This window comes from Pigmentiphaga sp. H8 (assembly GCF_003854895.1).
Lineage (GTDB): Bacteria > Pseudomonadota > Gammaproteobacteria > Burkholderiales > Burkholderiaceae_B > Pigmentiphaga.
The window spans coordinates 5,413,299-5,431,508 of the sequence record NZ_CP033966.1 but is presented as its reverse complement, the minus strand read 5'-3'; the positions used below and the strand labels follow the sequence as shown (position 1 = coordinate 5,431,508).

The window sequence follows — 18,210 nt, the reverse complement described above, 5'->3', positions numbered from 1 at the left end:
GACGATGTGCCCGTGCAGGAGATACGGCAATTTCCCTTGTGCGAGCAGGCGTGCCAAGCGGCGGCCCCCGCCGGGATCAGGCCGCCGCCATCTGCCTAGGCGTAGCGGGGCCGTATCGCCGGCCCCGTGGCATCACTCCACCGTCACGCTCTTGGCCAGGTTGCGCGGCTTGTCCACGTCGGTGCCGCGCGCGCAGGCCGTGTGATAGGCCAGCAACTGCATCGGCACCACGTGCAGGATGGGCGACAGCCAGCCGTAGTGTTCGGGCATGCGGATCACGTGCACGCCGGTTTCCGAACGGATGTTGCTGCCCGCGTCGGCGAACACGTACAGATGGCCGCCGCGCGCGCGCACTTCCTGCATGTTCGATTGCAGCTTCTTGAGCAGGGCGTCCTGCGGCGCCACGGTGATCACGGGCATCTGGTCGGTGACCAGGGCCAGCGGACCGTGCTTGAGTTCGCCGGCCGGATAGGCCTCGGCGTGGATGTAGCTGATTTCCTTGAGCTTGAGCGCGCCTTCGAGCGCGATCGGGTAGTGCATGCCGCGGCCCAGGAACAGCGCGTTTTCCTTGCGCACGAACTCCTCGGCCCACGAGATGATCTGCGGCTCCAGGGCCAGCACCGCCTGGATGGCGACCGGCAGGTGGCGCAGCGAGCGGATGTGGTCCGCTTCCTGTTCCTCGGACAGGCGGCCCTTGCTCTTGGCCAGCGCCAGCGTTAGCAGGAACAGGCCCACGAGCTGGGTGGTGAAGGCCTTGGTGGACGCGACGCCGATCTCCACGCCCGCGCGGGTCAGGAAGTTCAGCGTGCATTCGCGCACCATGGCGCTGGTGGCCACGTTGCAGATGGTCAGGGTGTGCTTCATGCCCTGCTGCTGCGCGTGCTTGAGCGCGGCCAGGGTGTCGGCGGTTTCGCCCGACTGCGAGATGGTGACGACCAGGCTGCGCGGATTGGGCACGCTGGTGCGGTAGCGGTATTCGCTGGCGATCTCGACGGCGACGGGCACCTGGGCGATGGCCTCGATCCAGTACTTGGCGGTCAGGCCGGCGTAATAGCTGGTGCCGCAAGCCAGGATCAGCACCGAGTCGATCTGGTCGAAGACGCTGGCGGCGGTGTCGCCGAACAGCTCGGGCGTGACGGTCTCGATGTCCTGCAGGGTGTCGCCGATGGCGCGCGGCTGCTCGAAGATTTCCTTCTGCATGTAGTGCCGGTAGGGGCCCAGGTCGGCCGCCGCGGTGTGCGCGATCACGGCGCGGGCCGGGCGCTCGACCGGCTGGCCGTTCTCGTCGACGATCCAGACGCGCGCGAGTTGCAGGTCGACGACGTCGCCGTCTTCCAGGTAGATGATGTTGTTGGTGGTGCCGGCCAGGGCCAGCGCGTCGGAGGCCAGGAAGTTCTCGTTCTCGCCCAGGCCGACGATAAGCGGCGAGCCGTGGCGGGCGCCGACCACGCGGTGCGGTTCGTCGCGGCAGAACGCGGCGATGGCGTAGGCGCCCTGCAGGCGCTTGACCGTCTGCTGCATGGCGGCGAACAGGTCGCCGTCGTACAGGTGGTTGAGCAGGTGGGCGATGACCTCGGTGTCGGTCTGGCTTTCGAACTCATAGCCGTAGCCTTGCAGTTCGGTGCGCAGTTCCTCGTAGTTCTCGATGATGCCGTTGTGCACCAGCGCGACGCGGCTGCGGCCGTTGCGGTCGGCCGAGAAGTGCGGATGCGCGTTGTTGGTGGCCGGGGCGCCATGGGTGGCCCAGCGGGTATGGGCGATGCCGGTGAAGCCGGCCACCTTCTCGCCCGCGATCAGCGATTCGAGTTCGGCCACGCGCGAGGTGCTGCGGGTGCGCCGCAGTTCGCCCTCGAGGTGGACGGCCACGCCGCAGGAATCATAGCCGCGGTACTCCAGGCGCTTCAGGCCTTCGATCAGAACGGGAACGATGTCGCGTTGGGCGACGGCGCCGACGATGCCACACATGGTGCTTGTGTCCTTGATGAACGGGTTCGGCGCAATTCTGGTCTTTTCGCGGAGAAATGTAATTACTATTTTTAGGTATTTTTTCGTGAAAATTTCGTCTTTTCAGGTGGAAGAATTTTTATGAAAAAATTAGCATAATAGTTATGGAAAATTTCATCTCTTAGGCTGCCATGAGCGCGACCGTGGATCTCGACGACGTCGACCGGCGCATTCTGTCGGTTTTGCAGAACGATGCGACGCTGACCAACCAGGAGCTGGCCGCGCGCGTGCACGTGTCGGCGCCGACCTGCCTGCGCCGCGTCCGCCGCCTGATCGAGCAGGGGGTGATCGAGAAACAGGTGGCTATCGTCTCGCCCGAGAAGGTGGGCGCGGGCCTGACCGGTATCGTCGAGATCACGCTGGACGTGCAGGCGGCCGAGCGCATGGCCGAATTCGAGGCCGCCATGGCGCAAGAAACCGCCGTGACCCAATGCTACCGGGTCTCGACGGGGCCGGATTTCGTGCTGGTGGTGCAGGTTCCCGACATGGCCGCCTACCATGCGCTGGCGCACCGGGCGTTCACGGCCCAGGGCAACGTGCGCAACGTGCGCACGTTCTTTTCGGTGCACCGGAGCAAGTTCGATACGCGGGTCGCGATCTGAGGCCTTACTTCTTCTTGACCGGCCGCTTCCAGCTTTCCACCGTCGTCTGCGGGGCGCGGGTCAGCGTGAGCTTGTCCGCGGGCGCATCCTTGGTCAGCGTGGTGCCGGCGCCCAGCGTGGCGCCCCGGCCCACCGTGACGGGGGCGACCAGCTGGGTGTCCGAGCCGATGAAGACGTCGTCCTCGATCACGGTGCGCGACTTGTTGACGCCGTCGTAGTTGCAGGTGATGGTGCCGGCGCCGATGTTCACCCGCGCGCCCACGGTCGCGTCGCCGACGTAGCTGAGGTGGTTGGCCTTGGAACCGGCATCGAAGCTGCTGTTCTTGATTTCGACGAAGTTGCCCACGTGCGTCTGGTCGCCCAGTTGCGTGCCGGGGCGCAGCCGCGCGTAGGGGCCGATGCGGGCGTCGGCGCCCACGGCGGCGCCGTCCAGGTGGCTGAAGGCCGCCACGCGGGTGCCCGCGCCGATGCGCACGTCGCGCAGCACGCAGTTCGGCCCGACCGAGACGCCGTCGGCCAGTTCGACGCTGCCCTCGAAAACGCAGCCCACGTCGATGAAGACGTCGCGGCCGCAGTGGAGGCTGCCGCGCACGTCGAAGCGGGCCGGGTCGGCCAGCGTGACGCCCGCTTCCAGCTGGCGCTCGGCCTGGGCGCGCTGGTAGATGCGTTCCAGTTCGGCCTGCTGCACGCGGCTGTTCACGCCCAATGTTTCCCAATCGTGGCCGGGGGCGGCGGACAGCACCGGCACGCCGTCCGCCACGGCCATCGCGATGATGTCGGTCAGGTAGTATTCGCCCTGGGCGTTGTCGTTCTTCAGCGCGGCCAGCCAGCGCTTGAGCGCGGCGGTGGGCGCGGCCAGGATGCCGGTGTTGATCTCGCGTATGGCCCGTTCCTCGGGCGAGGCGTCCTTGTGCTCGACCACCCGGTCGATGGAGCCGGCGCCGTTGCGCACGATGCGGCCGTAGCCGGTGGCATCGTCCAGCTCCACCGTCAGCACGGCCACCGCGCCGGGCTTCGAGGCCTGGGCATCCAGCAGCCGTTTCAGGGTGTCGCTGTTCACCAGCGGCACGTCGCCATACAGCACCAGGGTGACGTCGCCCGGGGCGTCGCTGCCGGCCAGCTCGGGTACCGCTTGTTGCACGGCGTGCCCCGTGCCCAGCTGCGGTTGTTGTAAAACGAATCCGAGGTCCGTGTCCTGTTCGTAGTGGCGCTTGACCGTGTCGGCGCCGTGGCCGACCACCAGGACGATGCGGGAGGGGTCCAGTGCCCGCGCGGCGCCGAGCACGTGGGTCAGCATGGGGCGGCCCGCCAGCCCGTGGAGTACCTTGGGCAGGTCGGACTTCATGCGCTTGCCCATGCCGGCGGCCAGGATCACGATGTTGAGCATTTGCAGCACTACTCCGGTTGGAGATGGGTGAAAGCGTGGCAGTTTAAGGCAGCTTCGAGACGAACATATGATCAGAAGTGTATTGATCGTTGTCTTCCTGGCCCTGGTGGCCGCATGCAGCGGCGTGAAGCTGGGCTACAACAGCGCGGACAAGGTCCTGGCCTGGCGCATGGACGACTGGTTCGACCTGTCGGACGGCCTGCGCCAGCCGGCCCGCGACCGCCTGCACCGGGTGCTGGCCTGGCACCGGCGCGAGGAATTGCCGCGCTATGCCGACATTCTGCGCTCGGCCGAGCGCAGGTTGGCGGATCCGGCGCCGCTGCGCGCGGCTGAACTGCTGGCTTTGCAACAACAGGTGACAGGCCGCCTCCAGATTCTGGGCGGGCGGGTGGCCGACGAGTTCGCCAACGTGCTGGTCCAGTTCGGCCCCGCGCAGCGCCGCCGGCTGCTGGCGCGCCTGGACGAGAACAACGACGAGTTCCGCCAGGACTACGTGGATGCCGACGCGGGCGCGGTGCGCAAGCGCCGCATCGACCAGATGGTGGACCGCTACCAGTTCTGGCTGGGGCGGCTGTCTCCCGAGCAGCGCACCCATCTCGAGCAATGGGTGGATGCGCGTGGCACGGACGCGGCATGGCGCCTGTCGCTGCGGCAGGACAGGCAGCGGGCGTTCGTCGGCATCGTGGACGAGGCGGCCCGCGGCAAGTCGCCGCCGCAGACGGCCTCGCGTCTGCGGGCGTTCTTCTCGGACCTGGAAACGCCGTCCGCGCCACCGGTGCGGGCGCGCCATGACGAGGGCGAACGGGCCCGCGCGCAACTGACCGCCGATCTTTTCAACATGGCCACGCCGGCCCAGCGCGACAAGGCGCGCGAGCGGCTGCTGCGGCTGGCCGAGGACTGCCTGGCGCTGGCCGGGCAGGGCGCGGCGTCGTAGATCAGCCCGCCAGCAGTTTTTCGATTTCGCGGGTCATGCGCGCGTCGGTAGGTTCGACGGCGCTGGGGAAGGCGGCCACGGGCTTGCCGTCGCGGCCCACGAGGTACTTGTGGAAATTCCACTTGGGCTGCTGGCCGGTCGTCCTGGCCAGCGAGGCGAACAACGGGTTGGCATCCTTGCCCGACACCACCGACTTCGAAAAGATCGGGAACTTGACGCCGTAGGTGTTGAAGCACAGGTCGGCGATCTGTTCCTTGGAGCCGGTTTCCTGCGCGAAGTCGTTGGACGGGAAGGCCAGCACCACCAGCCCGCGGTCGCGGTACTTGGCGTAGACGCGCTCCAGGCCTTCGTATTGGTAGGTGTAGCCGCAATAGCTGGCGGTGTTGACCACCAGCAGCACCTTGCCCCGGTACTGGCACAGGTTCTGCGGCGATTCGTCCTGGAGCTTGGGGAAGGTCACGTCCAGCAGGGCGGGGCAGGCTCCGGCGGCCGCGGGCGCGGCCGGCGTATCGGCCCGGGCGGCGCGGGGCATTGCGGCCATCGCCGCTGCCGCCAGCAGTACGGCGGCCAGCACGATGGCGCCACGGCGCAGCGGGTGCGGCGCGGCGGCCGCGCGGGGGAGTGGGGATGGCTTCATGATGCGGCTCCCGGCGGGTGCGCCGTCAGAGGAAGACGGCCAGTACGCCCGCATACCAATATAGCCGGTCTTTGAAGATCTCGCCGTTGGCGTACAGGCCGATCAGCGGCAGGTCGCCCAGTTGCTGCTGGACCAGCTGCATCTCGGCCGAGGGGCCGCCGAACAGGGTGCCGGTGCGGCCCAGGCAGGAGATGTAGAGGGCGCCGCGCACGCGGCCCATGCCGCCGTGCCCGGACTCGATCTGTTCGCGCAGCGAGGTGCAGGCACGGATCAGGTCGGCCTGCGCGGCCGCGCGGTCGCGGCGGCAGAACACGACGTGGTCGGCGGCTTCCAGGTCGGTGCCCAGGGCCAGCGCGCGCTCGTGCGGATCGACGCCGATCAGCGGCCGGACCTGGTAGTCGCCATGCATGAAGGCGTCGCCGCTGCCCATGCCGACGAAGGTGCCCTGCAGCATCTGCACCGCCGCCGGCGTGGGCGATGCGCCGGCCGGCGTGCCGCGCCGTTGCAGGATGTCCGGCGCGCCCATGTCCCGCAGCAGCACGTCCAGCGCGGGCACGCCGTCCAGGCGGTTGAGCCGGTGGCCGGCGGATTCGGTTACCCGGTGGACGGGCCCGATGGGTTGGCAGCTCTGGCTGACCCGGCTGGCGACGGCGATGTTCTCGGACAGCACCACGCCCGACAGGCCGCCGGACAGGACGCGGTCGGCAATGGTGGTCTGCGGATGGCGGCTGCTGGAGACGCCGCCGAAAACGGTCGCCCCGGCCAGCTTGCCGCGCATGTCATGGACCAGATCGGCCAGGTCGGGCGTGGCGGCGTCGGCATGGACCAGAGCGGTCCAGGCGGCGCGGCGGCCGTCGGGCGTGCGCGCCAGCCGCTCGGGCGGCGGGGTGGCGCCCGAGAAGACCTGGAAGTCGTCGGGCGCGAAGTCCGCCAGCATCAGCGCGATGGCGGGTTCGTCGATGTATTCGGCGGTGCCGGCCGCGATGCCCACGCCTATCGCGCCGGTCCAGTGCGTCACGCCCGTGCGCTCGCGCAGGAAGGCCAGGATGTCGGCGGCCTCGGCGGCGTGGTGGTCGGTCAGGTACAGGAAGCCCAGCGTCGCGCCGGCGCCCGCGCCGGTGCGGCTGGCCCGTTCGATCTGCGCCAGGCACAGCGAGGCCGACATGCGCCAGTCGGGGTGCGTGGCGTGGGCCCAGGGGAACTGCGAACTCACGATGCCGCCCCGCTGTCGCCGCGCGGCGCCCCGCCCGTGACGGGGCGGGCGGCTGCCGCGTTCGGCCGGGCGGGCCGGGTCATGGCCGGGCCTTGGGCTTGCGGGCCCGGGAGGCCGTGCTGGTGCGCTTGGCGGCGGGTTGGGCGGTGGGCTTCCTGGGCGCCGCGTTCGCCGTGCCGTTGCCCGCCTTGGCAGCGGTTGCGGGCGGCGTGGGCATGGACGCGGCGGCGGCGGTCGCCATGCGATTGAACTGGTCCTGCAGCATGTTCCACCAGGGGTTCGCGGCGGGCGCCTCGGCCGGCTTGGCCGAGGCCTGCGGCGCCTGTTCCTCGGCCTTTGGAGCCGCGTCCGGCTTGTCCCGGGCGGCGGGCTTCGCGGCGGGCTTGGCCGGCGCGGGCCGCAGTCCCAGCGCGACCTCCAGCGGCGAAGGCGGCGCATCGGCGCTGCCGCCGCCGTAGGCCTGGCCGGCGGTCTGCGCGAACGAACGCAGGGTGGAGATGGTGGCGCGCTGCACCTCCAGGCCCTGGATGGTTCCGCGCAGCATGGTCAGGTTCAGGTTCAGCCAGTTCTCGACGGCGCGCAAGTCGTTGATGCGGCGGTCCAGGTCGTCCAGCCCCATCGCGGGCGAGATCGGCGCTGCCTGCGGCAGGGCGCCCAGGCTGCCCCAGACCTGGCGCAGCATTTCCATGCTTTGCAGTACCGGGTTGGCGATGTTGCCGTCGCTGCCCGGAAGCTGGAGGCCCGGGATGCCGAAAGGGTTGCCGGGACCGGCGGTATGGGAGGCCATGGCGGTTTCCTTGCTGGGAAGGCGCTACTGCTGCTGCTCGGGCGCGGCGACGACCTGGTCGATGGCGCCGAACAGGCTGGCGCCCGCTTCGTCGAACATCTCGATGCGTATAGTGTCGCCGAATTTCATGAACTCGGTGGTGGCTGAGCCGTCGGCGATGACTTCCAGGCAGCGCTTCTCGGCGATGCAGGCGTAGCCGACCGACGCGTCCTTGTTCGAAATGGTGCCCGAGCCCACGATGCTGCCCGCGCGGCAGTTGCGCGTCTTGCAGATGTGGGAGATCAGGCGCGGGAAGCTGAACACCATGTCGGTGCCGGCGTGCGGCCGGCCGACGACCTTGCCGTTCCAGGTCACCGTGAGCGGCAGGTGCACCATGCCGTCGCGCCAGGCGGAGCCTAGTTCATCGGGCGTGATGGCCACGGGCGAGAAGGCGGTGGCGGGCTTGCTCTGGAAGAAGCCGAAGCCCTTGGCCAGCTCGTTGGGGATCAGGTTGCGCAGCGAGACGTCGTTGGCCAGCATGATGAGCCGGATGGCGTCCGCCGACTCGGCGGGCGTGGCGCCCATGGCGATGTCGCCGGTGATGACCGCCACCTCGCCCTCGAAGTCGATGCCGAAGGCTTCCGCGCCGCAGACGATGTCGTCGGTGGGGCCCAGGAAGTCGTCGCTGCCGCCCTGGTACATCAGCGGGTCGGTCCAGAACGTCTCGGGCATTTCGGCGTTGCGGGCCTTGCGCACCAGCTCGACGTGATTGACGTAGGCCGAGCCGTCGGCCCACTGGAAGGCGCGCGGCAGCGGCGCCGTGCACTGTCCGGCCGAGAACTCGAACGGCCGCGTGGCGCGTCCGGCGTTCAGCGCGTCGTACAGGTCCTGCAATTGCGGGGCGATGAAGTTCCAGTCGTCCAGCGCGCGTTGCAGCGTGGGCGCGATCTCGGTGGCGAAATGGGCGGTGCGCAGGTCGCGGGAAACGACGATCAACTGGCCGTCGCGCGAGCCGTCGCGATAGGAAGCGAGTTTCATGGCTGCCTGGAAGGAATGCGATGGGGGGACAAGATGCCGAACAGTAACACGAGGCGGACAGGGGGCCGCCGTGGCACGGTAGCAGTCGCTAACAGCCTGGCTGCGGGTGTCCGGTACGATAGAGGCATCACCGTATCAAGGGCCGCTCGAGCGTGGCCCGGACCCGCCATGCCTTTCGACTTTCGCCCCGCCCGCCGACATTTCGCCCGCGCCTGCGCGGCCCTCGCGCTGGCCGCCGCGGCGCCCGCGCTGCAGGCGGCCGAGCGCTACGCGCCGCCCGCCTCGGCCCTCCTGACCTACAAGCTCAACGCCTCGGCCAAGGGCTTCAAGATCAACGTCGACAGCACGCTGGAATGGCAGCGCAACGGCAGCGACTACCGGCTGGTGAACCGCGGCAGCTTCCTTTTCTTCAGCTTCGTCTGGGAAAGCACCGGCAAGGTCGGCGACGGCGGCCTGCAGCCCGCGCGCTACCAGGAAACGCGCAACAAGCGCGTCAAGACGGCCGAGTTCGACGCCGCCGCGGGCCGCCTGCGCCTGCCCAGCGGCAACGAGGAGCCGCTCAAGCCCGGCACGCAGGACCGCATGTCGGTGCTGCTGCAACTGGCGTCCATCGGCCGTGCCGACAGCGGCGCCTTCGCCGACGGCAAGGTCGTGCCTTTCCGTGTCGCCGGTTCCAGCCAGTCGGACAACTGGCGCTTCCGGGTGGTGGGCCGCGACAAGCTGTCCACGCCCATGGGCAGCATCGACGCGGTGCACCTGAGGCGCGAACGCGACCACGACGACGGCCAGAAGATCGAGGTCTGGCTGTCGCCCGCGCACGACTGGCTGCCGGTACGGGTGCTGTCGAACGAAGCCGACGGCGACTTCCTGGACCAGGTGGTGCAGAAGATCGAACGGCCGTAGCCCCGAGCCCCCCGAGCGCGGCGCATATCAGGCGCCTACAAATTTGAAATTGGACGGGGTTTTCCCCCCTGCCTAGACTGGTTCACACCAGATGACCGGGGGAAACAGCCTTGAAGGGAATCATTGCTTATCTTCTGACGCCTTGCGATAGCGAGGGTCGGGTCGATCATGCCGTGCTGGCCAGCCATGTAGAACGGCTGATCGAAGAGGGCGTGCACGGGTTGGCTCCGCTCGGCAGCACCGGCTGCCTGCCATACCTGACGGACGAGGAGCGCGAGGGAGTCATCCGGACGGTGGTCCGGGCGGCGGCGGGCCGCGTTCCCGTCGTGGCGGGCGTATCGAGCCTGACCACAGCCAGCACGGTACGGCATGCCCGCTACGCCGAGCAGGCCGGCGCCTCGGCCATCCAGGTCCTGCCCAGCACCTACTGGAAGCTGACCGAAGACGAGATCTTCGCCTACTACCGGGCGGTGTGCGAAGCGGTCTCCCTTCCCGTGATGGCGTACAACAATCCGTTCACCACGGGCATGGACATGCCGGTTGGATTCATCCGCCGGCTGGCGGATCTGCCCAATATCACGATGATCAAGGAAGCCAGTCCGGACGAGACGAAGATCGCCCGCATTCATGAGGCATGTGGCGACCGGCTGTCGATCTACGTCGGCCTGAACAGCATGGCGCTGCGCGGCTTCAATGACGGCGCCGTCGGTTGGTGCACCTGCGCGCCGAATTTGTGCGCGCCGTTCATGCTGAATTTTTATCGCTGCGTGGCCGATGGAGACCGGGCCGGCGCCGAAAGCTGGTTCGCCAGACAATCGGAGCTGCTCGATTTCCTGATGGCCCACGGGTTGCCCCGGGTGGTGGTGGCCGGGCTCCAGTTGCTGGGCGTGCCCGGCGGGTATCTGCGTGCTCCGCTGGCGCAGCTCGGCCCGGAGCCGCAGCGCGAACTTCTCTCGATCATGATGAAGATGGGGATCAAGCCATGAAGAAAACATTGTTGCGCCCGATGCTTTGCCTGCTGGCGGCGGGCCTGCCGTTCTCCCTTTCCTGGGCGCAGGGCTACCCGACGCAGCCGATACGGATGGTCGTTCCCTTCGCCGCGGGGGGTATCACCGACATCACGGCGCGGATGTTCGCCGAAGGGCTGGCCAAGGAGCTGGGGCAAACGGTGGTGGTGGAGAACCGCACGGGCGCGGGGGGATCCGTCGCCGCCGGCGCTGTGGCGAACGCCAAGCCCGATGGCTACACCTTGCTGGTGATCACCAACGGCATGTACGCGGTGAACCCGCTCATCTACAAGAAGCTGCCCTACGATCCCAAGCGGGACTTCACGTACGTGGCGTTGCTGGCGAATACCCCGACGATACTGGCGGTCGCGGGGGGAAGCTCTTCGAGTTCGTTGAAGGAGTTGTTGGAGAAAGCGGCGGCTCAACCGGACAAGGTTTCCTTCGCCACGGCGGGGGAGGGCTCCGACAGCTACCAGGTCCTGCAGCTCTTGCAGCAGATCGGCGGGGTGAAGATGCTTCACGTTCCCTACAAGGGAGGCTCCGAGTCCATGACCTCGCTGCTGAGCGGCAACGTGGACATGACGGCTGTGTCGGCCGTGCCCGCCGTCAGTTTCGTGAAGTCGGGCCAGATTCGTCCCCTGGCTGTCACGTCTTCCCGCCGCTTGCCGAATCTGCCCGAGATTCCGACGGTCGGGGAAGTGCTGGGCAAGCCTCTCGAAGGCGGGTCGCTTTCGGGGATCGCCGTGCCCGCCGGCACGCCCGCGGAGATCGTCAAGCGCCTGAACGCGGCCATCGCGGCCGTCGCCAAGGGCGACGCGGTGCGGCAGAACATCTACGCCCGGGGCAGCGAGCCGGTGGATGGGACGCAGGAAGCGTTCGTCGCCCGCGTGGCGGCCGAGCAGAAGAAGTGGGAAGGGATCCTGGGTTCACCCGCCCACTGACCGGCCAGGTTACGCCAGGGTTTCCCGGACGATGTCGATGAGCGGCCGCAACGCGGGGTTGGACGAGTTGGCTTGCACCGCCAGCGATATCGGGTAGGTCAACGGCCGCCTCCTGGCGTCGCAGACGTCCAGGTAGGCGACGTTCTCGATGCTGATTCTCCGGTGGGCCTCGGGAACGATGGCTATGCCCAGGCCGGCGGCCACCAGGGGCAGGCTGATCAGGGCATGGGAGGATTCCTGCAAGGTGCGCGGATGGAACCCTGCCTCCCGGCAGGTGGCGGCGATGTTGCCGGCGAAACCCGGGCTGTCCGAATGGGCCAGCGTCACCAGCGTTTCGTCGCCCAGTTCCGACAGCGAGATGGCGGGCTTGCCGGCCGCCCAGTGGTCCGCCGGAACGGCCAGGATCAGGCGCTGCGGCGCCAGCGCGATCATGTCCGCGCCGGGCACCCGGGAGGCGGGCGGCACCAGGAAGGCGGCATCCAGTTCGTCGCGCTGCAACTCCGCCAGGATGCCCACGGTGCTGCCGCTGGTCAGCCGCAGCCGGATCTGCGGGTAGCGCCGGGCAAAGACGGGCAGTACCTTGGGAAGCAGGTTCAGCGACGCGCTGGGCACGGCGCAGACCCGCAGGGTGCCGATGCGGCCCTGGGCGGCATCGCGCGTGATCGCCAGCGCCGACTCCGCGCCGTCCAGCAGGCGCCGCGCCTCGCCCAGGAAGGCGCCGCCGGCCACGGTCAACCGCACGCCCAGGCGGTCGCGTTCGAACAGCGGGGTGCCGATCTCGGCCTCCAGCTTCTTGATGGCGATGCTCAAGGGGGGCTGCGTCATGTTCAGCCGTTCCGCCGCCTTGCGGTAGTTCAACTCGGTCGCGAGCACCACGAATTGCTTGAGTTGGCGAAGATCCATGACAGCGGGGAAAGCCGGGGGTGGACGCATTCTCGAGTAAAAGCCGGGGCCTCGCAAGCCGGCGCCCGGGCGCGGCCTGCGTTGCTCGCCCAGCAACGCAATGTTCCGCCCACGGTGATTGTCCGCGCCGGTAGCGGCCGCGAGAATGGGCGCCTGGTATTTCCCGGGCGGTTTCGTGTCTTCTTCCTTCGTTTCCTCCGTGCTGCGGGACGGCATCGCCATCCTGTGGATCGATCATCCTCCGGTCAACGCCATCGGGGCGGACGTGCGCGCCGCGCTGGCCGAGGCGCTGGCCGGCATCGAGCATGACCGCGCCCTGCGCGGCGTGGTCGTGGCCGGCACGGGCCGCATGTTCTCGGGCGGCGGCGACCTGCGCGAGGTCGGTCGGCCCGATGCGCCGGGCACGGTCCGCATGGCCGACCTGGCCCGGCGCATCGAGACGTTTCCCAAACCCGTCGTGGCCGCGGTGCGCGGCAAATGCATAGGCGGCGGCACGCTGCTGTCGCTGGCCTGCCATGCGCGGGTCGGCGCCGACGACGCGCTGCTGATGCTGCCCGAGCTGAACCTGGGCCTGGTGCCTGGCGCCGGCGGGACCCAGCGCCTGCCGCGCCTGGTGGGCCTGGAGGCGGCGCTGGACATGGTGGCGCGGGCCCGGGGCGTGGACGCCGCGGCGGCGCTGGCCCAGGGCCTGCTGGACGAGGTGGCGGACGATCCGGTGGCCGCCGCCGTGCGCCGCGCGAACGACATCGCCTCGGGCCGCCTGCCGTGGCGGCGTACCGCCGAGCTGGCCGTTCCTGACGGCGCCAAGGCCGACATGCTGCGGGCGCGCTACCTGGACGTGGCCGAGCAGGCCTTTCCCGGCCGCGAGGCCGGTCCGCAGGCGGTCGAGCTGATCCTGGCCGCCGCAACCGTGCCCTTCGAGCAGGGCTGCGAGGCCGAGCGCGAGCGTTTCGCGCAACTGGCCGCGGGCCCGCAGGCCCGGGCCCTGCTGCATCTGTTCTTCGCCGAGCGCGCGCTGGCCAAGGCCGCCGACGCGCCCGACGCCGCCACGCGCACCCGCATCGCCCGCCGGCTGCGCGCGGCGGGCGAGCCCGTGCCGCCCTACGCCGCGTGGATACAGGCGGCGCGCGCCTGCCTGGCCGAGGGCCTGGCGCCCCGCGCCGAATTCATCGATGTCATCGCCGTCAAGGACTGCGGCTTTCCCGCCCTGTCCGGAGGACCCCTGCACCATGCTGGACCGCATTGAATCTCCCGCCCGCGAGCACGCGGCCGGTTCCCTCGACCCGTTGTTTTCCCCGGCTTCGATCGCCGTGCTGGGGGCCTCGGCCGATCCGCTGAAGATAGGCGGGCGCCCCATCAAGTTTCTGAAGGCGCACGGCTATGGCGGCACCATACTGCCCGTGAACCCGCGCGGCGGCGAGGTGCAGGGGCTACCGGCCCTGCGCGGCGTGGCCGAGCTGCCGTGGGGCGTGGACCACGCGGTCGTGGCGCTGCCGGCCTCGGCGGTGCTGGAGGCGGCGCAGGCCTGCGCCGACCGCGGGGTGAAGGCGATGACGGTGTTCAGCGCCGGCTTCGCGGAAGTCGGCCCCGAAGGCGCCGCCATGCAGGCCCGGCTGTCGGCGCTGGCGCGCGAGAGCGGCATGCGCATCATCGGCCCGAACTGCATGGGCGTGATGAATTTCCGCATCGGCATGATCGCCAGCTTCGCCTTCATGGTGGACCTGGGCCTGCCGCGCCTGGGCCGCACCGCGCTGGTCAGCCAGAGCGGCGCGTTCGGCGGCCAGGCGCTGGTGATGGCTCGCCGCCGCGGCTTGCCGCTGGGCGCGTGGGTGACCACCGGCAACGAATGCGACGTCGAGATGGCCGACTGCCTGGCGCATTTCGCGCGCGACGACGAAACCGACGTCATCATGGGCTACATGGAAGGCTGCCGCAGCCCCGATCGGCTGGTGCACGCGCTGGCGCTGGCGCGCGAGCGCGGCAAGCGCGTGGTCATGGTCAAGGCGGGCAGCTCGGACGTGGGAAGGGCGGCGGCGCAGTCGCACACGGGCGCGCTGGCCGGCAACGACCGCGTGTTCGATAGCCTGTTCCGCCAGTACGGCGTGCATCGCGCCGACTCCATCGAGTCCTTCTTCGACGCCGCCTACGCGGCGGGCAGCGGCAAGCGCATCACTGAAGGCCGGGTGGGCGTGTTCACCGTGTCGGGGGGCGTGGGCGTGCTGATGGCCGACGTCGCCGAGCACGAGAAGCTGGACATGGCCCCGCTGCCGCAGCCGGCGCAGGACGAGCTGCGCGCCATGCTGCCGCTGGCCGCCGTGCGCAATCCGGTGGACGGCACGGCGCAGATCTGGAGCGACATGGAGTTGTTCCGGCGTTTCCTGCGCACGATGCTGCGCGAGGGGCGCTACGAGGCGGTGGTGTTCTTCCTGACGGCGATGCCGTATTCGCCGCCGCTGCAGCAGCCGCTGGCCGAGATCTTCGCGGACCTGCGCCGCGAATTCCCCGAGCCGGCCCTGGTGCTGTCCATGCTGGCGCCGCAGGCGCTGCAGGACGAACTGGCCGACCACGGGTACCTGTTGATCGAGGATGCCTCGCGCGCGATCCGGGCGCTGTCCGCGCTGCGCGCGCTGTCGCGGCCCAGCCCCGGGCCGGCCGACCCGGCCAGCCTGCCGCGCGTGCCGCATTTCGCGGCGCTGGAGGCGGCCAACGAGCATGCGGCCAAGGAAATCCTGGCCCGGGTGGGCATTCCCGTGCTGCCCGAGCGCGCGGTGGCGGATCTCGACGCCGCCTGCGCGGCCGCCCGGGAACTGGGCTATCCCGTGGCGCTGAAGGTGCTGTCGTCCGACATCGTGCACAAGAGCGAGGCGGGAGGCGTGGCGCTGGACATCGCCGACGAGGCGGGGCTGCGCCAGGCCTGGGCCGCCATGCGCGAACGTGTCGCGCGGGCCGCGCCGCGGGCGCGCATCGAGGGCATGCTGGTCGCGCCCATGGCCCCCGCCGGCGTGGAAATGATCCTGGGCGTGCAGCGCGATCCGGTGTTCGGCCCGGTGGTGATGGTGGGCATGGGCGGCATCTACGCCGAACTGCTGGACGACGTATCGCTGCGCATCGCGCCGGTCGATGCCGAGGGCGCGATGCGGATGGTGCGCGAACTCAAGGCCTTCCCGCTGCTGGACGGCGCGCGCGGCCGGCCCCGCGCCGACCTGGACGCGCTGGTCCGCGCCATCGTGCGCCTGTCGGTGTTCGCGCACCAGCACGCGGACCGCATCGCCTCCATCGACATCAATCCTTTCCGGGTGTTCGAGACCGGGCGCGGCGCCGCCGCGCTCGATGCCGTGCTGCTGACCCGCGAGCCGGAAGACGGAGGCCGCGCGTGAAGACCCTGACCTTCTATTTCTCGCTGCTGTCGCCCTGGGTCTACATGGCCGGGCCGAGGCTGCACGAACTGGCCGCCGAAACGGGCACCCGCATCGTCTACCGCCCCATCGACCTCCTGCGCGTGTTCCGCGAAACCGGCGGCGCGCCGCTGGCGGGCCTGCATCCCTCGCGCCGGGCCTATCGCGGTATCGAACGCACGCGCTGGGCCCGGCACCTGGGCATGCCGATCAACGACCAGCCGCGCCATCATCCCGTGGACGAGTCGCTGGCGGCGTGTGTTGTCCTGGCCGCCGAGCGCGCCGGGCTGCCCGTCTGGCCGCTGGCCCAGGCCATCCTGGCCGGGGTGTGGGTGCGCGATCTGGACATCTCCGACCGGGAGACGCTGGTCCGGATCGCCGACGAGGCCGGCTATCCCGGCCGCGAGCTGGTGGCCGAGGGGGATGCTCCGTCCTGCCGCGGCCTGTTCGAGGACCATACCCGCGAGGCGCTGGCCAACGGGATATTCGGCGTACCGAGCTTCGTCATCGACGGTGAACTGTTCTTCGGACAGGATCGCCTGGATTTCGTGCGGCGGGCGCTTGTTTGACCAAGGAACCCATCATGAATCCTGCAAGGAAACTCTCCGCTTTCATCCTGCTCGCGGCCGGCCTGCTAGGCTGGCAGGGCGCCGGCGCCCAGTCCTATCCGGCCAAGCCCATCCAGTGGATATCGCCGTGGACCGCGGGCGGCGGCAACGACATCCTGTCGCGCGCGCTGGCCGAGCAACTGGCCAGCCGCCTGGGGCAACCGGTGGTCGTGGAGAACCGGCCCGGCGCCACCGGCACCATCGGCACTTCCCAGGTCGCGCGGGCCGCGCCCGACGGCTATACGCTGACGCTGGCCAGCGCCGCCACGCACGCGACGGCCCCGGCCATCTACAGCAAGCTGACCTACGATCCGGTCAAGGACTTCACTCCCATCACGCTGGTGGCGACCGTGGCCAACGTGCTGGTCATCCATCCCTCGGTGCCGGCGCACAACCTGAAGGAACTGATCGCCTACGCCAAGGCCAACCCGAACAAGCTGAACTTCTCGTCGGTGGGCGCCGGCTCCATCCAGCACCTGTCGGGCGTGATGTTCAACCAGCTGGCCGGCGTGCAGACGGCCCACGTGCCGTACAAGGGCACGGCGCCCGCGGTGGTGGACCTGCTGGCGGGCCGCGTGCAGATGGCTTTCGAGAGCCTGCCCACCATGCTGCCCCATATCCGCAGCGGTGCGCTGCGCGCCATCGGCGTGACCACGCCCAAGCGCTCCGCGGTGCTGCCCGAACTGCCCACGCTGGCCGAGGCGGGCCTGCAGGGCTTCGATGCCTCGCTGTGGTACGCGGTGATGGGGCCGGCCGGCATCCCCCAGCCGGTGGTCAAGGTCCTGCACGACACCGTGGTCGCCAGCCTGCAATCGCCGGAAATCATGCGCCGCCTGTCCGAGCAGGGCGCGGAACTGGCGACCAGCTCGCCGCAGGAACTGGCCGAGTTCGTCCGCAAGGACACCGAGAAGTGGAGCGGCTTCATCAAGCGCGCCGGCGTGTCGCTGGACTAGCGGCCGCCCTCGACGTGGGCGCGCAGATGGCGCAGGTAGGCGTTGACCGCCGGCGTTAGCCGGCGCCTGCCCAGCACGCAGATCTCGAGCGCGGTGCGGCCCAGCAGCGGGTCGGACAGGGGCACGCCCACCACCTGGCCGCCGGGACCCTGCGGGTGCAGGGACACGCCCAGCAGGATGGCGACGCCGCCCTGGTCGCGCACGAAGGCCTGCATCGCGGCGATGGAACTGGTGACCAGGGCCGGTGCCAGTTCCAGCTTGTCGACCCGGGCCACCGCGTCCAGCAGATGTCGGATGCCGGTGTCCGGCGGCGGCAGCGCCAGCGGATAGGCCAGCAGTTCGGCCATCGACACCGAGGCGCGTCCGGCCAGGGGATGGCCGGGCCAGACCACCGCGCACAGCGGCGCCGGCAGGCGGACGGCGCATTCGATCGCGCTGGCCGCGCGCGGCGACAGCGCGATGCCGATATCCGCCCGCCCCGCCTCGATGGCCGCCATGATCTGGTCGCTGCCGTCCATGGCGAGCTCGAAGGTGATGCCGGGGTACTGCCGCCGGAAGGTCGCGATGGTGGAGGCCGCCAGTTCGGCGGCGTAGCCTTCGATCGTGCGCAGCTTCACATGGCCGGTGCGCAGCCCCTTGAGCGCGTCCAGTTCCTCCAGCACCAGCTTGCGGTTCTGGCGCAGGCTCTCGACGTAGTTCAGGTAGACCTGGCCCGCGGGCGTCAGGGTCATGTTGCGGCTGTTGCGGTCGAACAGCTTGATCTGCAGTTCCGATTCCAGGCGGCCGATCTGCCGGCTCACGACCGAGGGCGCGAGGTCCAACCGCTCCGAGGCCTTGCGTATGCCGCCGCACAAGGCGACCTGGTAGAAACAATCGAGTTCGTCGCTATGCATGGCCGGTCCGCGCCGGAACGCCGCGC

General features: G+C 69.6%; 17 protein-coding genes. 9 read left to right on the top strand and 8 right to left on the bottom strand.

Annotated elements, in window-relative coordinates:
• Nucleotides 1-132: 132 nt before the first annotated feature.
• Nucleotides 133-1,965, bottom strand: coding sequence for a glutamine--fructose-6-phosphate transaminase (isomerizing) (glmS, locus tag EGT29_RS25630; RefSeq protein WP_124691644.1), 1,833 nt, complete (start codon nt 1,963-1,965; stop codon nt 133-135).
• A gap of 170 nt (nt 1,966-2,135) precedes the next feature.
• On the opposite strand from glmS, the gene EGT29_RS25625 reads away from it, so the two are divergent.
• Entirely contained in the window at nt 2,136-2,606 is a 471-nt protein-coding gene (locus tag EGT29_RS25625; protein WP_124691643.1) for an Lrp/AsnC family transcriptional regulator, read from the top strand.
• A 4-nt stretch (nt 2,607-2,610) separates the two neighbouring features.
• Here EGT29_RS25625 and glmU read toward each other — a convergent pair whose 3' ends face one another.
• Nucleotides 2,611-3,993 (bottom strand): bifunctional UDP-N-acetylglucosamine diphosphorylase/glucosamine-1-phosphate N-acetyltransferase GlmU, encoded by a 1,383-nt coding sequence (glmU, locus tag EGT29_RS25620; protein ID WP_124691642.1) that lies wholly within the window; start codon nt 3,991-3,993, stop codon nt 2,611-2,613.
• A 67-nt stretch (nt 3,994-4,060) separates the two neighbouring features.
• Here glmU and EGT29_RS25615 point away from each other — a divergent pair, with 67 nt between their 5' ends.
• The gene (locus tag EGT29_RS25615; RefSeq protein ID WP_124691641.1) at nt 4,061-4,927 is read left to right on the top strand and encodes a DUF6279 family lipoprotein; all 867 of its coding nucleotides are present in this window, start codon (nt 4,061-4,063) and stop codon (nt 4,925-4,927) included.
• 1 nt (nt 4,928) lies between these two features.
• Here EGT29_RS25615 and EGT29_RS25610 read toward each other — a convergent pair whose 3' ends face one another.
• The 4 genes from EGT29_RS25610 to EGT29_RS25595 all read right to left on the bottom strand — a co-directional run bounded on the left by EGT29_RS25610 (nt 4,929) and on the right by EGT29_RS25595 (nt 8,581).
• On the bottom strand, nt 4,929-5,564 hold the full coding sequence (locus EGT29_RS25610; RefSeq protein WP_124691640.1) for a glutathione peroxidase: 636 nt from the start codon (nt 5,562-5,564) through the stop codon (nt 4,929-4,931).
• 25 nt (nt 5,565-5,589) lie between these two features.
• Entirely contained in the window at nt 5,590-6,777 is a 1,188-nt protein-coding gene (locus tag EGT29_RS25605) for an FIST N-terminal domain-containing protein (RefSeq protein ID WP_124691639.1), read from the bottom strand.
• A gap of 79 nt (nt 6,778-6,856) precedes the next feature.
• Entirely contained in the window at nt 6,857-7,564 is a 708-nt protein-coding gene (locus tag EGT29_RS25600; RefSeq protein WP_124691638.1) for a PhaM family polyhydroxyalkanoate granule multifunctional regulatory protein, read from the bottom strand.
• 24 nt (nt 7,565-7,588) lie between these two features.
• Nucleotides 7,589-8,581, bottom strand: coding sequence for a fumarylacetoacetate hydrolase family protein (locus EGT29_RS25595; protein WP_124691637.1), 993 nt, complete (start codon nt 8,579-8,581; stop codon nt 7,589-7,591).
• A 168-nt stretch (nt 8,582-8,749) separates the two neighbouring features.
• Between EGT29_RS25595 and EGT29_RS25590 the strand changes: the two genes are divergently transcribed.
• From EGT29_RS25590 to EGT29_RS25580, 3 genes are all read left to right on the top strand, one after another.
• Nucleotides 8,750-9,484: a DUF3108 domain-containing protein gene (locus EGT29_RS25590; protein ID WP_161567975.1), complete on the top strand. Its 735-nt coding sequence runs from the start codon at nt 8,750-8,752 to the stop codon at nt 9,482-9,484.
• A 110-nt stretch (nt 9,485-9,594) separates the two neighbouring features.
• Nucleotides 9,595-10,470 carry a dihydrodipicolinate synthase family protein gene (locus EGT29_RS25585; protein WP_124691635.1) on the top strand — a complete coding sequence of 292 codons (876 nt, stop codon included), beginning with the start codon at nt 9,595-9,597 and terminating at the stop codon, nt 10,468-10,470.
• On the top strand, nt 10,467-11,432 hold the full coding sequence (locus tag EGT29_RS25580) for a tripartite tricarboxylate transporter substrate binding protein (protein WP_124691634.1): 966 nt from the start codon (nt 10,467-10,469) through the stop codon (nt 11,430-11,432). The genes EGT29_RS25585 and EGT29_RS25580 overlap by 4 nt, the downstream gene beginning before the upstream one ends.
• Before the next feature lie 9 nt (nt 11,433-11,441).
• Here EGT29_RS25580 and EGT29_RS25575 read toward each other — a convergent pair whose 3' ends face one another.
• Nucleotides 11,442-12,335, bottom strand: a complete 894-nt coding sequence (locus EGT29_RS25575) for a LysR family transcriptional regulator (protein ID WP_124691633.1) — start codon at nt 12,333-12,335, stop codon at nt 11,442-11,444.
• Nucleotides 12,336-12,510: 175 nt separating this feature from the next.
• Between EGT29_RS25575 and EGT29_RS25570 the strand changes: the two genes are divergently transcribed.
• From EGT29_RS25570 to EGT29_RS25555, 4 genes are read left to right on the top strand one after another with little or no spacing between them, the layout of a single operon-like run.
• Complete coding sequence (locus tag EGT29_RS25570; protein WP_161567974.1) at nt 12,511-13,581, top strand: enoyl-CoA hydratase/isomerase family protein; 1,071 nt, start codon at nt 12,511-12,513, stop codon at nt 13,579-13,581.
• Nucleotides 13,565-15,712, top strand: coding sequence for an acetate--CoA ligase family protein (locus EGT29_RS25565; RefSeq protein WP_161567973.1), 2,148 nt, complete (start codon nt 13,565-13,567; stop codon nt 15,710-15,712). Before EGT29_RS25570 ends, EGT29_RS25565 begins: the two co-directional genes overlap by 17 nt.
• Nucleotides 15,709-16,299 (top strand): 2-hydroxychromene-2-carboxylate isomerase, encoded by a 591-nt coding sequence (locus EGT29_RS25560; protein ID WP_124691630.1) that lies wholly within the window; start codon nt 15,709-15,711, stop codon nt 16,297-16,299. Before EGT29_RS25565 ends, EGT29_RS25560 begins: the two co-directional genes overlap by 4 nt.
• Nucleotides 16,300-16,313: 14 nt before the next feature.
• Nucleotides 16,314-17,291, top strand: coding sequence for a tripartite tricarboxylate transporter substrate binding protein (locus EGT29_RS25555; RefSeq protein ID WP_124691629.1), 978 nt, complete (start codon nt 16,314-16,316; stop codon nt 17,289-17,291).
• On the opposite strand, the gene EGT29_RS25550 is transcribed toward EGT29_RS25555, so the two are convergent.
• A complete protein-coding gene (locus EGT29_RS25550; protein WP_124691628.1) occupies nt 17,288-18,184 on the bottom strand; it encodes a LysR substrate-binding domain-containing protein in 897 nt (298 codons plus the stop codon). The two genes, EGT29_RS25555 and EGT29_RS25550, sit on opposite strands and share 4 nt — an antisense overlap.
• Nucleotides 18,185-18,210 lie beyond the last annotated feature (26 nt).